This is a genomic window from Alphaproteobacteria bacterium (assembly GCA_033344895.1).
GTDB lineage: Bacteria > Pseudomonadota > Alphaproteobacteria > UBA8366 > Aestuariispiraceae > Pacificispira.
Window position 1 is genome coordinate 3,875,595 of the sequence record JAWPMN010000001.1, and the last position, 22,266, is coordinate 3,897,860.

Annotated in this window: 18 protein-coding genes and 1 tRNA gene; 12 read left to right on the forward strand and 7 right to left on the reverse strand. The window is 60.7% G+C overall.

Features of this window, described 5'->3' with window-relative positions:
• Positions 1-60: 60 nt before the first annotated feature.
• Entirely contained in the window at positions 61-849 is a 789-nt protein-coding gene (locus tag R8L07_18460) for a SapC family protein (GenBank protein ID MDW3207523.1), read from the forward strand.
• A gap of 19 nt (positions 850-868) precedes the next feature.
• Here the strand turns inward: R8L07_18460 and R8L07_18465 are convergent, their stop codons facing one another.
• Together R8L07_18465 and R8L07_18470 are read right to left on the reverse strand one after the other, a co-directional pair.
• Positions 869-1,285 (reverse strand): Crp/Fnr family transcriptional regulator, encoded by a 417-nt coding sequence (locus R8L07_18465; protein MDW3207524.1) that lies wholly within the window; start codon positions 1,283-1,285, stop codon positions 869-871.
• Positions 1,278-1,757 (reverse strand): cyclic nucleotide-binding domain-containing protein, encoded by a 480-nt coding sequence (locus tag R8L07_18470; GenBank protein ID MDW3207525.1) that lies wholly within the window; start codon positions 1,755-1,757, stop codon positions 1,278-1,280. The genes R8L07_18465 and R8L07_18470 overlap by 8 nt, the downstream gene beginning before the upstream one ends.
• Positions 1,758-1,942: 185 nt before the next feature.
• On the opposite strand from R8L07_18470, the gene R8L07_18475 reads away from it, so the two are divergent.
• The 4 genes from R8L07_18475 to R8L07_18490 all read left to right on the forward strand — a co-directional run bounded on the left by R8L07_18475 (position 1,943) and on the right by R8L07_18490 (position 5,232).
• Positions 1,943-2,455, forward strand: a complete 513-nt coding sequence (locus tag R8L07_18475; protein ID MDW3207526.1) for a response regulator — start codon at positions 1,943-1,945, stop codon at positions 2,453-2,455.
• Between the two features lie 50 nt (positions 2,456-2,505).
• Entirely contained in the window at positions 2,506-3,018 is a 513-nt protein-coding gene (locus R8L07_18480; GenBank protein MDW3207527.1) for an Hpt domain-containing protein, read from the forward strand.
• Positions 3,019-3,157: 139 nt separating this feature from the next.
• A complete protein-coding gene (gene ssb / locus R8L07_18485; protein ID MDW3207528.1) occupies positions 3,158-3,691 on the forward strand; it encodes a single-stranded DNA-binding protein in 534 nt (177 codons plus the stop codon).
• Between the two features lie 236 nt (positions 3,692-3,927).
• Positions 3,928-5,232: a solute carrier family 23 protein gene (locus R8L07_18490; protein ID MDW3207529.1), complete on the forward strand. Its 1,305-nt coding sequence runs from the start codon at positions 3,928-3,930 to the stop codon at positions 5,230-5,232.
• 121 nt (positions 5,233-5,353) lie between these two features.
• Here the strand turns inward: R8L07_18490 and R8L07_18495 are convergent, their stop codons facing one another.
• Positions 5,354-5,938, reverse strand: coding sequence for a glutamine amidotransferase (locus R8L07_18495; GenBank protein MDW3207530.1), 585 nt, complete (start codon positions 5,936-5,938; stop codon positions 5,354-5,356).
• Positions 5,939-6,258: 320 nt separating this feature from the next.
• Between R8L07_18495 and gyrA the strand changes: the two genes are divergently transcribed.
• The 3 genes from gyrA to R8L07_18510 all read left to right on the forward strand — a co-directional run bounded on the left by gyrA (position 6,259) and on the right by R8L07_18510 (position 11,417).
• Positions 6,259-9,066 (forward strand): DNA gyrase subunit A, encoded by a 2,808-nt coding sequence (gyrA, locus tag R8L07_18500; GenBank protein MDW3207531.1) that lies wholly within the window; start codon positions 6,259-6,261, stop codon positions 9,064-9,066.
• Positions 9,067-9,141: 75 nt separating this feature from the next.
• The gene (coaD, locus tag R8L07_18505; protein ID MDW3207532.1) at positions 9,142-9,648 is read left to right on the forward strand and encodes a pantetheine-phosphate adenylyltransferase; all 507 of its coding nucleotides are present in this window, start codon (positions 9,142-9,144) and stop codon (positions 9,646-9,648) included.
• A 164-nt stretch (positions 9,649-9,812) separates the two neighbouring features.
• The gene (locus R8L07_18510; protein MDW3207533.1) at positions 9,813-11,417 is read left to right on the forward strand and encodes a HAMP domain-containing sensor histidine kinase; all 1,605 of its coding nucleotides are present in this window, start codon (positions 9,813-9,815) and stop codon (positions 11,415-11,417) included.
• A 249-nt stretch (positions 11,418-11,666) separates the two neighbouring features.
• Here the strand turns inward: R8L07_18510 and R8L07_18515 are convergent.
• Both R8L07_18515 and R8L07_18520 read right to left on the reverse strand, forming a co-directional pair.
• Positions 11,667-11,742 (reverse strand) — tRNA-Lys (locus tag R8L07_18515).
• A 327-nt stretch (positions 11,743-12,069) separates the two neighbouring features.
• The gene (locus R8L07_18520; protein MDW3207534.1) at positions 12,070-12,768 is read right to left on the reverse strand and encodes a Crp/Fnr family transcriptional regulator; all 699 of its coding nucleotides are present in this window, start codon (positions 12,766-12,768) and stop codon (positions 12,070-12,072) included.
• A gap of 158 nt (positions 12,769-12,926) precedes the next feature.
• On the opposite strand from R8L07_18520, the gene R8L07_18525 reads away from it, so the two are divergent.
• Both R8L07_18525 and R8L07_18530 read left to right on the forward strand, forming a co-directional pair.
• The gene (locus tag R8L07_18525) at positions 12,927-14,648 is read left to right on the forward strand and encodes an ATP-binding protein (GenBank protein MDW3207535.1); all 1,722 of its coding nucleotides are present in this window, start codon (positions 12,927-12,929) and stop codon (positions 14,646-14,648) included.
• 125 nt (positions 14,649-14,773) lie between these two features.
• Complete coding sequence (locus R8L07_18530; protein MDW3207536.1) at positions 14,774-15,490, forward strand: DUF502 domain-containing protein; 717 nt, start codon at positions 14,774-14,776, stop codon at positions 15,488-15,490.
• Here R8L07_18530 and recG read toward each other — a convergent pair.
• Positions 15,487-17,571 (reverse strand): ATP-dependent DNA helicase RecG, encoded by a 2,085-nt coding sequence (recG, locus tag R8L07_18535; GenBank protein ID MDW3207537.1) that lies wholly within the window; start codon positions 17,569-17,571, stop codon positions 15,487-15,489. The genes R8L07_18530 and recG overlap by 4 nt on opposite strands.
• A gap of 161 nt (positions 17,572-17,732) precedes the next feature.
• On the opposite strand from recG, the gene R8L07_18540 reads away from it, so the two are divergent.
• Positions 17,733-18,029 carry a succinate dehydrogenase assembly factor 2 gene (locus tag R8L07_18540; GenBank protein MDW3207538.1) on the forward strand — a complete coding sequence of 99 codons (297 nt, stop codon included), beginning with the start codon at positions 17,733-17,735 and terminating at the stop codon, positions 18,027-18,029.
• On the forward strand, positions 18,026-21,520 hold the full coding sequence (gene mfd, locus R8L07_18545) for a transcription-repair coupling factor (GenBank protein MDW3207539.1): 3,495 nt from the start codon (positions 18,026-18,028) through the stop codon (positions 21,518-21,520). Before R8L07_18540 ends, mfd begins: the two co-directional genes overlap by 4 nt.
• A 30-nt stretch (positions 21,521-21,550) precedes the next feature.
• On the opposite strand, the gene R8L07_18550 is transcribed toward mfd, so the two are convergent.
• Positions 21,551-22,216, reverse strand: coding sequence for a DsbA family oxidoreductase (locus R8L07_18550; protein MDW3207540.1), 666 nt, complete (start codon positions 22,214-22,216; stop codon positions 21,551-21,553).
• Between the last annotated feature and the right edge of the window lie 50 nt (positions 22,217-22,266).

Sequence of the window (22,266 nt, forward strand, 5' to 3'; positions counted from 1 at the left end):
TTGAATGCGGCAAGGTGCGCGGTATGGTATCCGGGCCTTCAAATTGGGGAAAGGGCGGGTATGAGCGACGCATCCATTGCGCGGAAACTGGATGCCTCCAGTGATGGAGAGGACATCATGCGTCAGCTGCTGCGTCGGGCGGAACCGCTGGACCCGCGCCGCCACGGGGCGTTGCGCATTGCCGCGGGCCGCGATTACAGCTTCGTTCGCAAGCTGCACACGGTGCCCTTGAGTGCGGTTGAGTTCATGCCGTCCGCCCGGCATTACCCGATCATCTTTGCCGGCGATACGGAGCCGCAGCCCGTCGCTCTGTTGGGCCTGCGTCCCGATCAGAACCTGTTCGTCGACGAAAAAGGGAACTGGAAGGAAGGCTGTTATGTGCCTGCCATTCTGCGTCGCGCCCCGTTCGTTCTGATGCAGGAAAGCAAGGACGGCAAGGAAGGCGTCAATCTGTGCCTGGACGTGGAATCGCCGCTGGTTTCCAAGAAGGCGGGCGCGGCGCTGTTCAAGGACGGGCGGCCGACGCCGCTCGTCGCGAAAATGGCGACTTTCGCGGCTTCCTTCTCGAAGGAACAGGCGCGGACCCGGCTGTTCGTCAATGCCTGCCGTCAGCAGAATCTGCTGGTGGAACGACAAATGGAGATAACGCTGGCATCCGGTCAGAAGATCGTCTTTTCCGGATTTCGGGTGATCGACGAAGAACGCCTGCGCAAACTGTCGGATGCGGATGCGGTCGAATGGTTCCGGCGCGGCTGGACCGCCCTGGCCTTCGCACATTTCCTGTCTCTCGGAAACATGGGGCGCTTGCACCACCGTGCAAACCGGGAGGTCAGTGGCGGCGGCGACTGATCGGCCGGGGCAGGGGGCGTTACTCCGCTTCGGACGAGAGGGCGGCGAGATCCTCTTCTTTCGGCGCGGTTTCGATTTCCGTTTTTCGATCCATGACGGATAACAGGTTCTGCGCCAGAATCCGGAACAGGGCCCGGATGAAAGGGTCGGATTTTTCAAGCTTGGCGTCCAACTGACCGCGTTCTACAGCGATCAACAGACAATCGGTGGCGGCGCGTGCTCCGGCGGCTCGGGGACGGTCGGTCAGGAGGGCGACTTCCCCGAAAACCTGGCCGGGTCCGATGGTCGCGATCGTATCGAACAATCCGTCGGGCCCGCGTTTGATCAATTCCACCTTGCCGGACTGGACCAGATAGGTTGCGTCCCCGACATCGCCTTCCATGAAGATGATGTCGCCTGACTGGTAGGTGACCTTGGCCAGCGCGCTGTCAGCCATCGCCTTGTGCTTCCTGCCGTCTCTGTGCGGCGACGGTGCCGGCCTGATCATCCGCTTGCCGGGCCAGTGCCTCAAGGTCGTCCGGTGGGATCGGTGTATCGTCAGCGACGCGCCGCAGGAGCCGTATCAGCATCAGCATCAGCATGCGCAGAACCGGATCGGTCTTGGCCAGTTTGGCCTTCAGGGATTCCTCCGTGATCACGATGCAGACGCAGGATTGTTCGGCGATCGCACTGGCCATCCGCTCGGATTGGTCGATCAGTGCCATTTCGCCGAAAATCCCGCCAGGCTCAACGAATCCCAGGGTTCCCTGGCGGCCGCCCGCGACGTTTTTCGTTATCCGAACGCGCCCGCTCTGCAGAATAAACGCCTGACTTCCCAGATCACCCTCATTGAAAATGATATCGCCTGGAAAGAATGTTCGCCGATTGAGAACACGACCGCTGTCGCTCACGCCATGATTCCCGTGCATGGATGATCGTCTGCCTGCATTCCAGCGTAGGGCGCCCCATGCGGGGCCGCAAGGCACCAGTTGGCGAATCGAACAGAGAGGGGAAGACTTGTGAAACCAAGGCGCTTATTGTACCGGAATGATACGCTGTAGCGCTTGGGGAAGGGAGGGCCCAATCGTCGCCGGCGAAATGGTGGCGGGAGGTCATGTCGAAGAGCTACGATTTCACGAACTTGCGGGTATTGGTCGTCGACGACTGCAAGTTCATGCGGAACATACTTGAGCGTATGTTGGAGGCCTTGGGGTGCGGTTTTGTCCGAACTGCGTCGGACGGGATTGATGCCTGGGATTATTTGGCGACCGACGATTTCGACCTGCTGATTACCGATTGGGAGATGGAACCGGAAGACGGTCCGGCCCTGGTGCGGCGTCTCCGAATGGACAGCGATAGCCCGGCCCGTTACATCCCGGTGATCATGCTGACCGGGTATACGGAAAAGTCGAAGGTCATGAGTGCGCGCGATTTCGGAATTACCGAGTTTCTGGCAAAGCCGCTGGCGGCCCGATCGCTTCATGCCAGGATCGTGAATATCATCGAGAATCCGCGTCCATTCGTGCGTACGGCATCCTTTTTCGGACCGTGCCGGCGGCGCCTGAACCTGCCGACCTTCGACGGCAGCGATCGTCGCGCCTCGATGGACGACGCGCTGGAGATCTAGCCGACACCGCAAGACGGATTGGCGGCGGACATTGAGAGGACCATAGGGTGATGGCGAAAGACGAACTTCCCGAAGTGCCCCCGAACCCGAACAAATCCTGGCACCAGGTGGTCGAGCGCCCGAACAATCTGGCGAAGAAGGTGCCCAAGGTCGGTGGCAAGAACCCTGAGAAGGCGTTTGCCGAGGCGGAAACCATCGTCAAGCGGATGGCCGCCGAATATGTCAGCAAGCTGGCAGGAGATATCGAGCAGATGAAGGCGCTGGCGGCGGCTTATCGGGCCGACCCGTCCGAGCAAAACCTCGATAAGCTGTTCCGGCTGGTTCATAACATGCGCGGTCAGGGGGCGACGTTCGGATTTCCGCTGATTACGGAAATCGGCCGAACCTTCTGTCGTTACGTCCGTGAACGCCCGGCCAATGTCGAAGTCAAGCCAGCCTTGGTAGACCAGCATCTGAAGGCGTTGCAGGTCGTCTACAGCCAGTCGATCAAGGGCAGCGGGGACGAGATTTCCCAGGCTGTCGTTCACGCCCTTTCTGAGGTCGTGGAGAAGGAAATCGGCTGACCGGCGGTCGTCGAAGATCGTCTCCCCGGAACCGCCGTAACGCTTTCATCCACCCGGGGGATGGCTTAGACTTGCGCCCTCGATACGGCGGCGCATCGTCCTGCTGAATTTCTCAAGAAATCGTCCCAAGGGGGTATTAATGTCGGGCAGTCTCAACAAGGTCATTCTGGTAGGCAATCTGGGCCAGGATCCCGACGTCCGGTCGCTGCAGTCCGGTGACAAGGTGGCGAACCTGTCAGTCGCGACGAATGAACGTTGGCGCGACCGCGAAGGCAACAATCAGGAACGTACCGAGTGGCATCGTGTCGTGATTTTCGGCCGAACGGCGGAAGTTGCAGAACGCTTCCTGAAACGTGGTTCCAAGGTTCTGATCGAAGGGCAGCTTCAGACCCGTAAATGGCAGGGTCAGGACGGACAGGACCGCTATACGACCGAAGTCGTCGTGCGCCCCTACAGCGGCAATATGACGATGCTGGACGGCCGTGAAGGCGGCGGCGGGTCCGGTGGCGGCGGATATGGCGGCGGTGGCCCGTCGGGCGGCGGTTATGACGACGGCGGCTATGGCGGGGGGTACGATGACCGCGGTGGCCGACCGTCCGGTGGTGGTTCCGGTGGCGGTGGCGGCGGTGGCCGTGATTACAGCGCCGATCTGGACGACGAAATTCCGTTCTAGGAACGAGTTACCGAACAAACTTGAAGCCGAGGGGATTTCCCCTCGGTTTTTTGTTTGCCCGATCATTTCTGAGGGATGCTGCCTTGGCGTCACGGCATCTGGATGCGGGTGCCGAATGCGATCCGGCCGGGCTTCCATTGCAGTCGGACGGAAAGAATCGCTCGCGTCACGTTGCGAATCGGCAGAAGGGAAGGCCACCGGGTCATAAAAACGAAACGAATGAACAGGAGATCCAAATGGTCGATCGGTCTGCGGTACTTGATGTAGAGGACCGTCCTTCGCCTCCGGCATGGGCGGCCCTGAGTTTACAGCATCTGTTTGCCATGTTCGGGGCGACCGTGTTGGTGCCCCTGATTACCGGTCTCAGCCCGGCGGTCGCGCTTGTGACCAGCGGCGCCGGGACACTGCTTTACATCGTTATCACGAAGGGCAAGATCCCGGCCTATCTCGGGTCGAGTTTCGCGTTCATTGCCCCGATCCTGGCCGCAACTGCGTCCGGAGATTCCAATCTCGCCCTGGTTGGCTGTTTCTTCGCCGGACTGGTCTATGTCGTCATATCCATCTTGATTCGTCTGCTGGGCGTCGGCTGGCTGTTGCGAATTCTGCCGCCGGTCGTGGTCGGTCCCGTGATCATGGTGATCGGACTCGGGCTTGCAGGCGTCGCGGTCAATATGGCGACGACGGGGACCGGCGCGCCGGACGGCACCTATAGCGGAACCTATTTCGGGGTTGCCCTGTTCACCCTTGCGGTGACGGTCGGCTGTGCGGTTTACCTGAAGAATTTCTTCTCCATGGTGCCGGTGCTGATCGGCGTGGTCGTGGGGTATGTCGTTTCGGCGATGCTCGGTCTGGTGAATTTCGACGAGGTCGTGGCGGCGCCGGTCTTCGCCATGCCCGATTTCTCCGTGCCGTTCGTTTCCTATTCACCACAATTCAGCGGCGCGATCATCCTCGCCTTCATTGCCGCCGCCATTGTTCCAGTGGCCGAACATATCGGCGACCAGATGGTCTTGAGCAAGGTCGTCGGCCGCAACTTCCTGCGCAAGCCGGGCCTCGACCGATCCATCCTGGGGGACGGCGTCGCAACGATCCTGGCCTCCCTGCTGGGCGGGCCGCCGAACACCACCTACGGCGAAAACATCGGCGTGCTGGCCGTGACTCGGGTCTTCTCGATCTTTGTGATCGGCGGGGCCGCGGTTCTGGCGCTGTGCTTCGGTTTCATCGGCAAGGTCGCCGCTCTGATTTCGACCATTCCGGTGCCGGTCATGGGCGGTGTCGCGATCATGCTGTTCGGCATTATCGCAGCCAGCGGTCTGCGCATGATGGTGGAAAGCCGCGTTGATCTGGGCGCCAAGCGTAACCTGATTATCGCCTCGGTCATTCTTGTCATCGGGGTCGGCGGCGCGACCATTCAGGTTTCGGATAATCTGCAGATTGCCGGCATGGCCCTGGCCGCCATCGCGGGGATCGTCCTGAATCTCGTTCTTCCGGGTCGCCCGGCGACGGACGAAAGTGAGAAGATGTTCGAAACCCTGGATTGATCCACGGACGGGATCGGACCAAACCGATCCACTCGTCGGTTGTTCGGGGCCCTTTCGGTATCGTCGCATGACGCGGCGGTCCACCGGGAGGGCCCCGAGCCGTTTCGGAACCCGTCCCCGACTACCAGGGAACGTTGCCGCGAATCCATTTGTCGAGGAAGTCGATGAACCAGTCCCTCATCGGCGCGTGATAGACATCCGCCAACTGGCGTTGCGTGAAGACGTCCTGTGCGCCGGGAATGGTCGTCATGTCGATCTGTGTTTCCAGCCACGCCTCGTGCTGTTCCATGGTGATCTCAGGGTGAAACTGAAACCCGAAGGCGTTCTCCGCATATCGGAAGGCCTGATTTGGAAATATTCCGGAGGTCGCAAGCTGGATCGCGCTGTCCGGGATTTCGAAGCCCAGGAAATGCCATTGTGCGACCGTCATGCGTGTCGGGAAGACCGAGAGGCCGTCCGGCGTCGGATCGATCGTATAATAGCCGATCTCGGACAAACCATCCGGGTGCGGGGAAAGGCCCGATCCCAGCTGGACGGCGAGAACCTGTGCGCCGGAACAGATACCCAGAAAGGGGCGCCCCGTGGCAAGCCATTGGCCGACCCAGTCGACCTCATCCGCCATGAAAGGGAAGCGGCGCGTCTCCGTGGCCGCGTACTCGCCGCCATAGACGATTGCACCGGCATGTGTCGGCTCGATTTCCGGCAATGGCTGCCCTGCGGCGGGGCAGACCCATTCAAGGCGATATCCAAGTTCGGAAAGACGTTGTGAAGCACTATCCGGAAGTGGTCTCGGCTGATGCGTTACAAGGATAACGGATCGGGAGTTTGCATCTGTCATGGGAGCCAGTTTACCCAGGCCTGGAACGGGTGCAAAGCGGCCTGAAAACGGCGCAAATTTCCCTTATTTGGTTGTTCAGAACCCGGTGCGCATGCTAGATATATGAGCCATCGCGTTCAGCGCGATTCCTGACAGAGACGGTCCGACGACCCTCCTTCGATCCCACAGCGAAAAGCGATCTTCCAGCCTTGTCCGACGATACAGCACCCCCTTCAGATTTTGACATTTCCTCCGTCCTGATCGAGGACGAAATGCGCCGCAGCTACCTCGATTACGCCATGAGCGTGATCGTGAGCCGCGCGCTGCCGGATGTTCGGGACGGTCTGAAACCGGTCCATCGCCGCATCCTCTATACGATGAAGGAAAACGGCTACGATTCGACCAAACCGTATCGTAAATCCGCCCGTATCGTCGGTGATGTCATGGGTAAGTACCACCCCCATGGCGACAGTGCGATTTACGACGCCATGGTTCGCATGGCGCAGAACTTCTCCCTGCGGGTGCCGCTGGTCGACGGGCAGGGGAATTTCGGGTCGATGGACGGCGATGCCGCTGCGGCCATGCGATATACCGAGGCGCGCCTGTCCAAGGCGGCCGAGACGATGCTGGACGACATCGACAAGGATACCGTCGACTTCCAGCCGAACTACGACGAATCGGAAACCGAGCCCAGCGTCCTGCCGGCGCGCTTCCCGGCCCTGTTGGTGAATGGCGGCGGCGGTATCGCCGTCGGCATGGCAACCAACATCCCGCCGCATAATCTCGGCGAGGTTCTGGATGGCTGCATCGCCTATGTCGCCAATCCCGATATCACCATGGAAGAACTCATGGAGATCGTGCCGGGTCCGGATTTCCCGACCGGTGGCGAAATCCTGGGGCGCGCCGGAATTCGGGCGGCCTATGCGACGGGGCGCGGCTCCGTCATCATGCGCTCCAAGGTCGACATCGAGGATGTCGGCAAGGATCGTCAGGCGTTGATCGTCACGGAAATTCCGTACCAGGTGAACAAGTCCCGCATGCTGGAACGCATCGCTGAAGTCGTGCGTGAGAAGCAGGTGGAAGGTGTCGGCGATCTGCGCGACGAATCCGATCGGGACGGCGTGCGTGTCGTGATCGAGTTGAAGCGCGGTGTCGAACCCGAAGTCGTGAAGGCGCAGCTTTTCCGCCACACGCCGCTTCAGACCAGTTTCGGCGTCAACATGCTGGCGCTGCATGACGGGCAGCCCAAGACGCTGTCGCTCAAGGACATTATCGGCGCCTTCGTCTATTTCCGGGAGGACGTGATCAAGCGCCGGACGGCGTTCGAACTGGCCAAGGCCCGCGACCGGGCGCACATCCTGGCCGGCCTGATGATCGCGATCCTGAACCTGGACCCCGTGATCGAGCTGATCCGCAAGGCGCCGGACCCGCAGTCGGCCCGCGAATCCCTGATGGCGAAGCCCTGGCCGGCCGCTGAAATCCTGCCCTACCTGAAGCTGATCGACGATCCGGAGAGCCGCGTCGACGGTGAGAATGCCTGGCTGAGCGAACGTCAGGCGCGTGCGATTCTCGACCTGCGGCTGCAGCGCCTCACGGGCATGGAGCGCGAGAAGCTGGAAGCTGAAGCGCGTGAAATCCAGATTCAGATTTCCGATTATCTGGAGATTCTCGGCTCACGGCCGCGGCGTATGGAAGTTCTGACGGATGAACTGCGGGACATTCGGGACCGTTTCGCAGATCCCCGCCGGACGGTGATTCTGGAAAACGAGTTCGAGCACGACATCGAGGACCTGATTCAGCGCGAGGATATGGTCGTTACCGTCACCCATGGCGGCTACATCAAGCGCACGCCATTGGCGACCTATCGTGCACAGCGCCGCGGGGGCAAGGGGCGAACCGGCATGTCGATGAAGGATGAGGATGCGATTTCCAGCGTCTTCGTCACGTCGACCCATACGCCGGTCCTGTTCTTCTCGTCGCGCGGCATGGTCTACATGATGAAGGTCTACCGTCTGCCGGCCGGATCGCCGCAGTCGCGCGGCAAAGCCATGGTGAACGTCCTGCCGTTGCAGAAGGACGAATGGATCACGACGGTCATGCCGCTGCCGGAGGAAGAGGGAAGCTGGTCCGAACTGGATGCGGTTTTCGCAACCGCGACCGGCAACGTCCGACGCAACAAGCTGTCCGACTTCACCAATGTGAAGGCCAATGGCAAGATTGCCATGAAACTGGACGAGGGCGACCGTCTGGTCTCCGTAAGCGTCTGCTCGGACGATCAGGATATTCTGTTGTCCACCCAGCAGGGGAAGTGCATTCGCTTCGAGGTCGGGGCGGTTCGTGTCTTCTCCGGCCGGACGTCAACCGGCGTGCGTGGTATCAAGCTGGCGAAGGGCGATCAGGTCATCGGCATGTCGATCCTGCGCCACAGCGATCATACGCCGGAGGATCGGGACGATTATCTGCGCGCCCAGGCGGCGACGAAGCGTCTAACGTCGGGCGAATATGCCAATGGCGAAGATCGTGTCCGGGACGAGGAGCGCGCGGCGCTGTTACAGCAGGAAAAGTTCGCCGAAATGGCGGAAAGGGAAGAATTCATTCTCACCGTCTCGGACCGCGGCATGGGGCAGTTGGCCTCTGCCTATGACTATCGCGTCACCGGCCGCGGCGGGCAGGGGATCAACAACATGGATCTTCGTGGCGCCAGTGTGGCCGCGGCGTTCCTGTTTGATCCGACGCAGGATGAACTGATGATGGTCAGCGATGCGGGCCAGATCATCCGGATCCACGGCCAGGGTATCTCCTGGCGCCGCAGGGGCGGGAAGGGCGTCATCGTATTCGATGTCGGCAGCGAACAGCGTGTCGTGTCCGTGGCCCGGCTGCGAGAGGATGCAGAGGCGACGGACGAGGACGGGAACGTCATCGAAAGCGATGGTTCCGAAGAAGGGAACGTGCCGGAGCAGACCGGTTCCGACGAGCCGGAGCCGCTGACTTCCGATTCCGATGATTCCGGTCTATAACCGCAGTGCCGCCCCCGCAACGGGGGCGGCCGCTTAAGGTCCAGTGTCGTAGCGGAAGCCAGGGAACCAGATCTCATGGGGCAGACCGAACGGGTGGGGATTTATCCTGGCACCTTCGATCCGATTACCAATGGTCACTTTGACATCATCCGACGGGCTGCCACCCATATGGTGGACCGATTGATCGTTTCGGTTGCGATCAATGCCGGCAAGGGGCCGCTGTTCTCCCTCGAGGAACGCACGGAACTGGTTCGGGCCGAGGTCGCGACCCTGCCGGAGGCGGTGCGCAATCGTGTCGACGTGATGCCCTTCGAGGGTCTGTTGATGCATCATGCCGTTTCCGTCGGCGCGGAACTCATCATTCGCGGTCTCCGAGCCGTGTCGGATTTCGAGTATGAGTTCCAGATGACGGGCATGAATGCGCGACTGAATCGTGATGTCGAAACCGTGTTTCTTATGGCCTCCGAGAGGCATCAGTTTATTTCGAGCAGATTTGTTAAAGAAATCAGGCAGTTGAACGGTGACATCTCCGAATTCGTCAGTCCCCGGGTGATGGCGAAGCTGGACGAAAAGATCGGCTGATTGCAATTTTGCGTTTCGAGGGTCGATTTTTCCTCCCATCCGCAACATTCTGTTAACGCGTTGTCCGATACGCTCCGTTATGCGCGAGCGTTGTAATGAAATTTTTGTGCTTGGGCGGCTTCTGCCGGTGACAGCCAGGATCCGTCCGGATGAGGAGTGGGGAAGTGCGTTCCGCGACTGCCTCAGCGTCGACTGAGGCGCCGGTGGCCACTGGAGGGGGGCGGCCGGCAGACACCCAGGAAGAGTTTGGCGGGTTCGGGCGTGGCCTGGCCTATCGGCTGGCGCGCGCCGGCGTTCTGGTGGCCATTACCGTCGGCATCATTCTGTCCTCGTTCCAGGTCTATCTCGATTATGGCAGCCAGAAAGCCGCATTGGATCGACAGATCGAGGAGTTGCTCGGTGTGGCTGCAAAACCGGCTGCTCGGGCGGTCTTCACAATCGACTACGCTCTGGCTGATCAGGTGGCTCAAAGCCTTCTGATCTATGATTTCGTAATCGAGGCAAAGATTATAGGCGATCATGGTGAACTTCTGGGGTCGGCGAAGAAATCATTGGAGGGTCGGCCGGATCACGCCCTGAAAGGTCTGCTGGAAGAACAGGTCGAACTGCATCGCTCCCTGGCGCCGCCGATCGCGCAGAGCCAGGCCGTCGGGCAGGGTGAGATGATCGTGCGGGTCAGCCGGGCGGAGGCACTGTCCGGATTCCTGGATCGCGCGGTCGTGGTTTTCCTGGTCGGTATGGCGCGAAATGTCTTTCTGACTTTGGTTCTCTTGTTCGTGTTCCATTATATCGCGTCCAAACCGCTGAGAAGCTTGCTCGAATCGTTTCGGGCCATTGATTCCTCGGATCCGGGTTCTTCCCGAATACAATCGCCCAAAGGGCATGAGAATGACGAACTGGGCGCCCTGGCCCGGACCGGTGATCGATTCGTGACCGAAGTCGCCGAACAGATTGCGATCCGGCGGGCGACCGAACGTCAGCTTGAGGAGCAGATTGCATCGACCAAGGCGGCGCTGAATGCCTCAAATGTGGCAAGCGAGGCGAAATCGACGTTTCTGGCCCATATGAGCCATGAACTGAGAACGCCGTTGAATGCGATCATCGGCTATTCGGAACTGGTGACCTCAAAAGACAATACGTTCTCACTCGAGAAGAACGTCGAGTTCGTCCGGCAGATTCACCGCGCCGGAAAGATCCTGCATGCCCATATCGATGATATTCTGAATTTCTCTGAACTGGAGCGTGGTGGCCGCGCGCTCGAACTTAAGCCGCAATCCCTGTATCGCGCATTGAATGATGCGATGAGCCTGCTGCGGCTGACTGTCCGCTCCCGCGGTATCGTGGTCCAGATCGATGATCCCTCCGGCGACCCGACCGTTCTCGCTGACAAGCGCGCGCTCCATCAGGTCATTGTGAATGTCCTGGCAAATGCCGTCAAATTCTCCCCGGACAAATCGGAAATTCGGATTGAACTGTCGGAAGTGCAAGGGTTCGGCGTTTTGTCGATTCGAGACAAGGGACCCGGTATTGCGCCGGAAGAACTGGACCGAATGCTGGAGCCGTTTACGCGGTCCGCCAATCCCATGGTCGCCAGTCAGCCGGGAACCGGCCTCGGCCTCCCGATTTCATTGAAACTGGTCGAAAAGATGAACGGGGCCTTGCTTCTCACGCCAAGAGATCCGGTCGGCCTGGAAGTCACCGTCAAGATTCCCCTCGCCGCCGGAACGGGAAACCCCGATGGGCCGACCGGGCACAAGCCGGTTTCCTGAAACCCCTGCAGTGAGGTCCATTATCTAACTATTTGATTATCAGGGAAAATGGTGGGCACTACAGGATTCGAACCTGTGACCGTTCGATTAAAAGTTGGGCGGCAACCTTTGGTGGCTAAATAATTTGAATATCTATCTGATATTATTCACCAAAATCCGTACTAGCGTTCCCCAAGAGTTCCCCAAGGTCAAAAACCACAAAAAAGCCGCCTCGGGTGGCGGCCTATCGTATTGATTTTTAGGGGATTTTGGTGGGCACTACAGGATTCGAACCTGTGACCGTTCGATTAAAAGTCGAATGCTCTACCAACTGAGCTAAGTGCCCGGGAAGGGCGGCACCGGATCGGTCCGCCCGTCGACCGGGGCGGAACATAGGGAAGGCCGCCCGAAGGGTCAATCACTAGAACGCATTCATCGGTCGTTTTTCGAACGGCTCAGAAAACGGCGAGCAGCCAGCGATCTGAAGCACTCAGAATGAGCGCCAGCATGGTCAGCGGAACCGTCAAAATCAGCGTCTTGATCTCCACCATGTCTCGATACTCCTCTGATAGATGAAGTATCCCTCCCACGGTTGGAGGATGCAGTGACTTCGGTCACAGGACGCGGCCGAAATTTGACAATTTCAGGGCATTCATAGCGGCTGGAGACGGAATCAGTCGCCGCGGAACTGCTCGACCATGTCGCGCAGGCGGTTGGTGTCGGTCAGTTGAAGGACGTTGCCGGCCCGCTTTACCAATCCCTTGCGCGACAGGTCACTGAGCACGCGCGCCACGGTCTCGCGGGTCGTGGAAACGCGGCTGGCCAGTTCGGAATGAATCGGGATCGGGTCAATCTTGGCCGTACCGTCGTCCTGAACCGTCGGCTTGGCGAGGCGAAGCAATTCGGCATAGACGCGGTTGTTGGCGCCCAGAGTGCTCAAATCCATGATCCGTTCCACCGACATCCGCACCATCTGGGTGAGGCGCTTCATCAGGGTAAAGGCGATTTCGGGATGCTCCTCCAGGACGCTGCGAAACGTCTGGGGGTGCATCAGACCGACCGTGGTCGGCGCGACCGCGACGACATTCGCGGAACGGGGCTCTCCGTCCACCGCGGCCAGTTCTCCGAAGACCGCTCCTTCCTTCAGATCGTCGAAGGCGATCTCGCGGCCGGAGATGGAGTAGTTCACGACGCGGGCAACGCCCCGGGTTATGAAATAGACGTCCTGACTATCGTCCTGGAAATCGATGATCTGTTCCTGTGGCGCAAAGTCCCGCCAGCGGCAGCGTGCTTCAACACGCGCACGATCTTCCTCAGACAAATCTTTGAAAAGAAAAACATTCGCCAGCGTCCTGGCGCTTTCCCCCGTCATCGTAACGGCCCTATCCCCTCCGATTATGCATCTCAAGTTACCGCATGGCCAAGACGATGGCGAGAGGGTTGTCGCCATCCGGATTGTTAGCGGTTAGTTTTTACAAACTGGCGCTTTTCCAGAATGATGCTTGCGGTCGACCGAGGGTGATTTTGGTGATGGACGGACTGTCGAACTGGCTCCCGTGGAGGCCGGGCGGATACTCGCTCGGTACGGCGGCGATCGCTGTCTGCATCATCCTGTTTGGCGTTGCGACCAGCTTCTACGCGGCAAGCAGCCTTGAGCAGCGGGAGTTCGATGACTGGACAGACCGCGCCCGAAGCGATGCCTATCGTCTGACCGAGTTTGCGACGCTTGCCCTCAATCAGGGAGAGGTGTCGGTCAGCGTGATGTCGGAGCGCGTGCATGGCACGGTTTCGCCCCTGACGGAGGAGGCCCTGTCCGCCGTGATCCGAAAGTCACTGCGACATACCGATTCCGTCCGGTTCGACTCCGTGATCTATGCGGTTCGGCACCATGATGCCGGGGCGCTGCCTTCCGAACAGTTCATTGTCACAGCGGCCAGCGGCACGGATGTCCCGCTGCAAACGGGTATGGCACTGTCGGAGATTCCGGCGGTGCACCAAGCTGCTTCCAGTGCATTTCGGCTCGTCGGGCGGGTCGTGCTGGGCTCGCCCTTCGAAAGCGCGGATGGCTGGCCAACCCTGACGCTGGCGGCGCGGACGGATGTCAACGGCAAGGAGGGGGTGCTGATCGCCGTCTTTGATCTGTTGACCTTCTTTGAGTCCTTCCTGACTTCGGTCGCTCCCGACGGGTTGGTGTTGCGCCTGGGCGTGAAGATTGCTGGCCGGGACGGGGAGGAGCCGCTGATCGGGCATGGGCTGCCCCTGCCGAATGCCGTGCAGACCTTCGAGGTGCCGATTGCCTATGGCGAAACGGTCTGGCGGTACAGTTGGGACATGCTGCCCGGCTATGAAGGGGGCCGCGACGAGTCGTTGGGGACGATCGTGCGGTACGGCGGTGCCGGCCTGTTTGTTGTGGTCGGTCTGCTGATTGCGTTGCTGCTGCAGGTCAACCGGCGGATTACCCTGGCGGTTCGCAGCCGGACCGAAGAACTGGCCCGTGCGCGGGATCAGGCGGAAATTGCCAACCGCACCAAGTCCGAGTTTCTGGCCAATATGAGCCATGAACTGCGTACACCGCTCAACTCCGTCATCGGTTTCGCCGAGATCCTGGAATCCCAGGTCATGGGTCCGGAATCGTGGCAGCAATATCGGGAGTATGCCGCCGACATTCGGCAGAGCGGTCGGCACCTGCTGTCCCTGATCAACGATATTCTCGATCTTTCCAAGGCCGAGGCCGGCCATCTGGAACTCGATGAATCCTACATCGAACCGGAGGCGGCGATCGAAGGGGCGGTCCGACTGGTCCATGAACGGGCGCGAAACAATGGACTGGAAATCGAAACCGAGATTGAAAACGGCATTGCGCTGGTGCGGTGCGACGAGCGCCGTGTGAAGCAAATCCTCCTGAATCTGCTCTCCAACGCGATCAAGTTCACGCCCCGCGGCGGTATGGTGACCGTTCGGGCGGATACGACGGCGGAGGGCGGCGTCCGCTTTCAGGTTTGCGATACGGGAATCGGCATGCGCCCGAGCGACATTCCGCTGGCGATGACGAAGTTTCAGCAACTGGACAATGCACCCCAGGAGGAACTGCCGGGTACCGGTCTGGGACTACCCCTGGCGGATAATCTGGCCCGGCTTCACGATGCGAAGCTCGAGATTTCTTCGGAATTGGGTCGTGGCACAGTGGTTTCTCTGATATTCGGGCCGGATCGTGTCGGACATGCCGATGACGTCCTCGGGCGGGCCGGATGAACCATCCATGTGCCGTTTGATCCGTCGCCGATTGGCCCTATAGTGGGGCTGCCGTTTATTGCGGTGCAATATCGACCAGATTTCGCCCATTCGAAGGGCAGCAAACGCAAGGGGCCTCTGATATAATGCGTACGCCCGAAGACGATCAGCAATCGCATCATCATCCGCGCGGCGGATTGTTTGCCAAGCTCCGGGCTTACTTCCTGGCGGGGGTTCTGGTTACCGCGCCGGTCGCGATCACAATCGCCCTAGCGGTATGGATCGTCACCTATATCGACGACACCATCATGCCGTTGATTCCGGCACGCTATAACCCCGACACCTATTTCCAGCAGTATCTGGGGGTCGACTTCGGTGTTCCAGGCCTGGGCGTTCTGGTCCTGATGATTGTCATCACGCTGATCGGCGCCTTTACCGCGGGCCTTGTCGGTCGCTGGGTCGTTGGACTGGGCGAGAAGATCCTGGACCGGATGCCAGTCATTCGCAGCCTCTACAAGCTGACGAAGCAGATCTTTCAGACCGTGCTGCAGAACCAGTCCAACGCCTTTCGCCAGGCGGTGCTGGTCGAATATCCCCGCAAGGGACTGTGGGCTGTGGCCTTCGTGACAGCTTCGACCGAAGGCGAATTGCGTGAGAAACTGGCCCGGGACACGGTCAATGTCTTCCTTCCGACAACGCCGAACCCGACCTCCGGTTTCCTGCTCTTCGTGCCGCGGGAAGACCTGATCGTGCTGAGTATGTCGGTCGAAGACGCCGTGAAGCTGGTGATCTCCGCCGGGATCGTGCATCCGGGCGTGCATCTGGTCGGCGAAGACGAAAACGGCAAGAAGGACACCGGCTAACCGGATTTCAGGTTGGCAATCGCCGCGTCGCGTTCGAAGAGATACAGCAGATAGCGCAGCTTGCGGCCCCTGTCGCCGGTCAGGTCCGGGTCGCGTTCCAGGACCAGGCGCGCGTCGTCATTCGCGATCCGCATCAGGTCGCCATGCAGCCCGATATCCGCCAGACGGAACTCCGGCAGGCCACTCTGTCGTGTACCCAGTATTTCCCCGGCTCCGCGCAATTCCAGGTCCTTTTCCGCGATGACGAACCCGTCTTCGGTCTCGGCCATCGTGCGCAACCGTTCCCGGGCGGTCTCGCTCAATTGTTCTGCCCGCACGAGAATACAGGTCGAGGCAGCGTCGCCGCGCCCGACGCGCCCGCGCAACTGGTGCAACTGTGCCAGACCGAACCGCTCTGCCTGTTCGATGACCATGACTGTCGCTGCGGGCACATTCACGCCGACCTCGATCACCGTCGTTGCTACCAGGATATCCGCCGGACCGTCGACGAAACGGGACATGGCGGCATCCTTCTCCTTGGCCTTCATCCGGCCGTGCACCAGGGCGACCTTTGCCTCTCCGAAGGCCCGGCACAGATCTGCGTAGCGTCCCTCCGCATTGGCAAGATCGCTGGTTTCGGACTCCTCGACCAACGGACAGACCCAATAGACCTTTGCGCCTTCCTTGAGCTTGCGCCCGATGCCGTCCACGACCTCATGCAGGCGACTGTCCGAGATGACGACGGTCTTGATGGGCTGCCGGCCCGGCGGCTTGTCGGTCAGGCGGGACGAATCGAGATCCCCGTAGGCAGTCATGGTCAGGGTTCTGGGGATCGGCGTTGCCGTCATGACCAGAACATCGGCCCGCTGCCCCTTGGATCCCAGGGACAGCCGCTGATGGACCCCGAAACGATGTTGTTCGTCGATGATCGCGAGTTTCAAGTCGCGGAAGGTAACGTCGTCCTGGAAAAGGGCATGGGTTCCGATGGCGATCGGCGCGCGCCCTTCCGCCAGTGCTGCAAGGGCGTCTCGCCGTGCCGCCCCCTTGTCACGGCCCGTCAGGACGATGCATTTGAGACCCAGCTTGGCGACAAGCGGTGCGATCGTTTCGTAATGCTGCCGGGCCAAGATCTCGGTCGGCGCCATCAGGGCCGCCTGTCCGCCGCATTCGACGGCGTTCAGCATGGCCATGAGGGCAACGACGGTCTTGCCGCTGCCGACGTCGCCCTGCAGCAACCGCAGCATCCGGTTGCCGGAGGCCATGTCGGCGAAGATTTCGGCCAGGGCCATCTCCTGACTGCCGGTGAGGGCAAATGGAAGGGCCCCGCGAGCCTTGTCGCGCAGCGATCCATCTCCCTGGATGGCCTGCCCGCCCTGACGCTTTGCCTTTCGGCGTACGACCGTCAATGCCAACTGATTGGCCAGCAGTTCGTCATAGGCCAGCCGTTGGCGGAGCGGCGACAGAGGCGACAGATCCGCAGTTCCGCGCGGATTGTGCGCATCCCGGATCGCCTCGTGCCATGTCGGCCATTTCATGCGCTCCAGATGTGCAGGATCCAGCCATTCCGGCAGATCCGGCACCCGGTCCAGGGCAGCGGTCAGAGCTTTTGCCAGAACTTTCGGTGTGACGCCTTGCGTCAGGGGGTAAACCGGTTCGATCTCCGGGATCTCGGAGGCTTTATCCAGCGGTTGAATGTGGTCCGGATGGGCCATCTGCTTGATGCCGTTATAAAGATCCAGTCGGCCGGACACGAGGCGTTGGGAGCCTTCCGGCAACTGCTGCTCCAGATACTTCCGATCCCCGCGAAAGAAGGTCAGGGTCAGCGTGCCGGTAGCATCCGAGGTCTGTACTCGGTAGGGACGACGCCGGTCGGACGGGGCATCATGCCGCCCGACCGTGACAGTCAGGGTGACGATCTTGCCGGGAACCGCGTCGGCGATGGTCGGGCGTGCCCGGCGATCTATAATCTCCCTTGGCAAGTGCCAAAGAAGGTCAATGACATGCGGCCCCGCCGCCTTTTCCAGTAGGGTAGCAATCCGCGGCCCGACGCCTTTCAGGCTGTCCAGCTTGGCAAAGAGCGGAAAGAGGATTTCGGGACGCATGGACCTGCAAACTGTAAATCACGGCGGGAAACAGAGTGTACCGGCCCGATGCCGGAACGAAAATCAACGATTCAAACTGACGGGTTTGCGGTGGCGGGATCAGGGCGGTAAAACGCGCCTCATGACAGCCCGGCGGCTGCGTCACCGTCCCCGGACAAGGAATGATGGAACCTGACAACGACAACGCTTTGCCTCTTGAGATACGCCGAAAGAAGCTGAAGTTTCGGGCGTGGCATCGGGGCATGAAGGAGATGGATATCATCCTCGGCAACTTCGCCGACCGGAACCTCGATTCGTTCGAACCGGCGCAGCTCGACGATTTCGAGGCGTTGCTGCATGTCCCCGATCAGGCCTTCTATTCCATGCTGGTTCATGGTGCCGAGGTCCCGGAGCAGATTGAGGGCCCGATGTTCCGCCGGATATTCGAATTCGCCAAATCACCGTTGAGCCAGTCTTGAGCCTGCCTGATTCACTTGCGACCGGACCCGGCCGAACCGTTGTCGCCGGCGCGCCAGAAGGCGCCGATACCCTGGCCCTGGCCCAGATCGTGCGCCGCAGCGGCGGTCCCGTTCTGGCCGTCATGCGCGATGAGGGGCGGATGCGGCAGGCCGCCGCGCGCCTTTCCTTCGTGGACCCTGATCTGGAAATGATTCTGCTGCCGGCCTGGGACTGTCTTCCCTATGACCGTGTGTCGCCGAATGCGGAAAGCGTTGCAGGAAGGCTCGACGCGCTATCGGAACTGGCCGCCGGTATCGACGGTCGCATGGTCGTCGTCCTGACAACGGTTGCATCCGTACTTCAGAAGGTTCCGCCGGTGCAGTCGTTCCAGGAATCGACGCTGACGGTTGATAAGGGCGAACGCTGCGCTGTCGAGACACTGCAAACCTTCTTTGAGCGAAACGGATATCGCCGCGCGAATACGGTGCGGGAGCCCGGGGAATACGCCGTGCGTGGCGGTATTCTGGATGTTTTTCCGCCTGGCGAGCCGGATCCGCTGCGACTGGATTTTTTCGGTGACGAACTGGAATCCATCCGCCGGTTTGATGCCATGTCCCAGCGCACTCTGGGCCAGGCGGACAGCCTGATTCTGCGTCCGGTCAGCGAAATCATGCTGGATCGTGAGCATATCGATCGGTTTCGGCAATCCTACAGGCAATTGTTCGGCGGGGACGCTACCGGGGACCCGCTATTCGAGGCTGTGAGCGAGGGGCGGCGCGCGCCGGGTGTCGAACACTGGCTGCCCCTGTTCCACGATCACATGGAATGCATCCCGGACTGGATGCCGGAAGACTCACCGATCGTACTGGACATCCAGGCCGATGAGGCGATCGCGGCGCGGCTTGAGACCGTCCAGGATCACTATGCTGCCCGCAAGGACGAAGAGGCCATCCGTCAGAAACGGCGTCGGACCGATGATGACGGGCCACCGCCGTACAAACCCATCGCGCCGGAAATGTTGTATTTCACCGCGAAGGAATGGTCGGAGCGGATCGCCTTGTCCCGCGTCTTCGCGCTGAATGCCTATCCCTTGCCGGATGTCGGGTCCGAGGGCGGCGTGGAGTTCGGGGCGCGACGGATTCCGGATTTTGCAGCGGCGCGGAAATCCCCCGATGTCGATCTGTTCGAGGCCGTTGCCGAACGTGTCAAAACCACAGATCAGAGACGCAGTCTGATTGCCGCGTCGGGAGAAGGCGCTCGAGAGCGTCTGAAGCTGCTGCTGCGGGACGGTGGGTTGACGGATCTGGCGGATGTCCGGTCCTGGTCGGAGCTGGATGGTGTTCCGATGGGCAAGGCCGCCATCGGTGTCCTTCCGGTCGATGCGGGTTTTGAAACAGACGATATCCAGGTCATCAGCGAACCGGATATTCTCGGCGAGAGGCTGTCCCGGCCGGCGCGTCGGCGGCGGCGCGGCGAAGAGTTCATTACCGAACTTTCCGCGATCGAGACCGGTGATCTGGTGGTGCATGTCGAACACGGCATCGCGCGGTATGACGGATTGGAAACCCTGACCGTCGATGGGGCGCCGCACGATTGCCTGCGGCTTGTGTATTCCGGGGACGATCGGCTCTATCTGCCCGTTGAGAACCTGGAAGTGCTGTCCCGCTATGGCTCTGAAGAGGCCGGAGTGCAGCTCGACAAGCTGGGCGGGGTTGCCTGGCAGGCCCGCAAGGCAAAGCTTAAACAGCGCGTACGTGAGATTGCGGAATCGCTGATGAAAATCGCGGCTGAGCGCGCCCTGCGCAAGGGTGAGCCCGTCGTGCCGCAGCAGGGCGCCTATGACGAGTTCTGCGCACGCTTCGCCTTCAGCGAGACCGAGGATCAGCTGAAGGCGATCGAAGACGTCTTCACCGATCTGGCATCGGGCAAGCCGATGGACCGGCTGGTCTGCGGCGATGTCGGATTCGGCAAGACCGAAGTCGCCCTGCGCGCCGCCTTCGCCGTGGCGATGACCGGAAAGCAGGTCGCCGTTGTCGTACCGACGACACTGTTGGCGCGCCAGCATTTCCGTATTTTTGAGGAACGTTTCCAGGGCCTGCCGGTGCGCGTGCGCCAGTTGTCGCGCCTTGTGACGGGCAAAGCGGCGGAAGAGGTCAAGGCGGGACTGGCCGATGGGACGGTCGACATCGTTGTCGGAACCCATGCATTGCTGGCGAAATCCGTGAAGGTGCGGGATCTTGGGCTGCTGATCGTGGACGAGGAGCAGCATTTCGGGGTTCAGCAGAAGGAACGGCTGAAACAGCTGCGGGCCAACGTGCATGTCCTGACCCTGACGGCGACGCCTATTCCGCGGACTTTGCAGATGGCGTTGGCCGGTGTTCGGGAAATGTCGATCATCGCAAGTCCGCCGGTGGATCGTCTGGCCGTCCGTACCTTCGTTCTGCCTTACGATCCGGTGGTGCTGCGAGAGGCGATCCGGCGGGAGCGCTATCGCGGCGGCCAGATCTTCTATGTCTGCCCGCGAGTGTCCGATCTCGACCGCGTTCGTGAGCGGATTCGGGAACTGACCCCCAACTCATCCGTAGCCGTGGCGCACGGTCGGATGGGCGCGCGGGAGTTGGAAACCGTGATGACGGATTTCGTTGCCGGCAAATACGACGTGCTGTTGGCCACCAACATTGTCGAAAGCGGTCTGGATATTCCCAACGCCAACACGATGATCATTCATCGGTCCGACATGTTCGGTCTGGCGCAGCTCTATCAGTTGCGGGGCCGGATCGGGCGCGGGAAACAGCGCGCGTATTGTTATCTGACCCTGCCGCCGGGGAAGGTCCTGACCGAAACCGCGCGGAAGCGACTGGATGTCATGCAGACCCTGGACAGTCTTGGTGCCGGATTCACCCTGGCCAGCCACGACCTGGATATCCGAGGCGCGGGTAACCTGGTCGGGGAAGAGCAGTCCGGTCATATCAAGGAAGTCGGTGTCGAGCTGTATCAACGGATGCTGGAGGAGGCCGTCGCCGCCGCCCGTGATCATGTCGCCGCGGAGGAAATTGAAGAGACCTGGACGCCGACGATCAATGTCGGGATCGCCGTTCTCATCCCCGAAAAATATGTTCCGGACCTGTCGGTACGGCTCGGCCTGTATCGCCGCTTGTCCGACCTGAAATCCGCCAAGGAAATTGACCAGTTCGCCGTGGAGGTCGTCGACCGTTTCGGCCCAATGCCGGAGGAAGTCGAGAATCTGATGGCCGTGGTGGCGATCAAGCAGGCCTGCAAGGCGGCGGGGATTGAAAAGGTCGATGCCGGTCCGAAAGGCGCCCTGATCTCCTTCCGGAATGACGCATTCTCCAATCCCGCGGGTTTGATCGGCTTCATTCAGCGGATGGCCGGCACAACCAAACTGCGGCCGGACCACAAATTGGTGATCATGCGGCCCTGGACGGACTCGAAGCGCCGTCTGAAAGGCGTTCGAAAGGTTGCTGAGGCCCTGGCAAAGGTCGCCGGCTAAGACCCGGGACCAGGGGAGGGGCGTTCGGACCTATTCGGAGGCACTGGATGCCGCGTCCGAACTTTCCTGAAGCGCCATGTCCAGGATCGGCAGAAACGCTTCCGGTTCCTGAGCCCCGGACAGGGCGTACTTCCCGTCGACGATGAAGCACGGTACGCCGCCTATACCAAGCCGGCGGGCATAGACGTCTTCGGCCTGGACTTCGTTTTCGTCCTCATCGGTTGCCAGATACGCGGCCAGATCGGCCCGTTGCATGCCGACGCCTTCCGCGATGTCCAGCAAGGTCTCGTCGTCGCCGATATCCCGGCCGTCCAGGAAATAGGCCTGAAACAGGGCCGGAACGAGGTCATTCGCCTTGTCGATGTCGGGGCGGTGGGCGTAGCGGATCAGGCGGTGCGCCTTCAGGGTGCTGGGCGTTCTCGGGATACGATCGAACTGGAAGTCGATGCCGACCTGGCTGCCGACCCTGCGAATATGGCCATAGACCTCGCCGGCACGGTCGGCCCCGCCGAATTTGGCGGAAAGATAGGCCTGGCGGTCCATCCCGCTGCGCGGCATGTCCGGATTGAGCTGAAACGCCCGCCAGCGCACCGTAACCGGAATATCCGGTCGCGCGGCAAGCGCTTCATCCAGGCGCTTCTTGCCGATGTAGCACCACGGGCAGATGGGGTCGGAAAAGACGTCGATCGTGATCATGCCCGGACATATAGGATCAAAGGACGGCCGTGGCCATAGGACCTCACCAA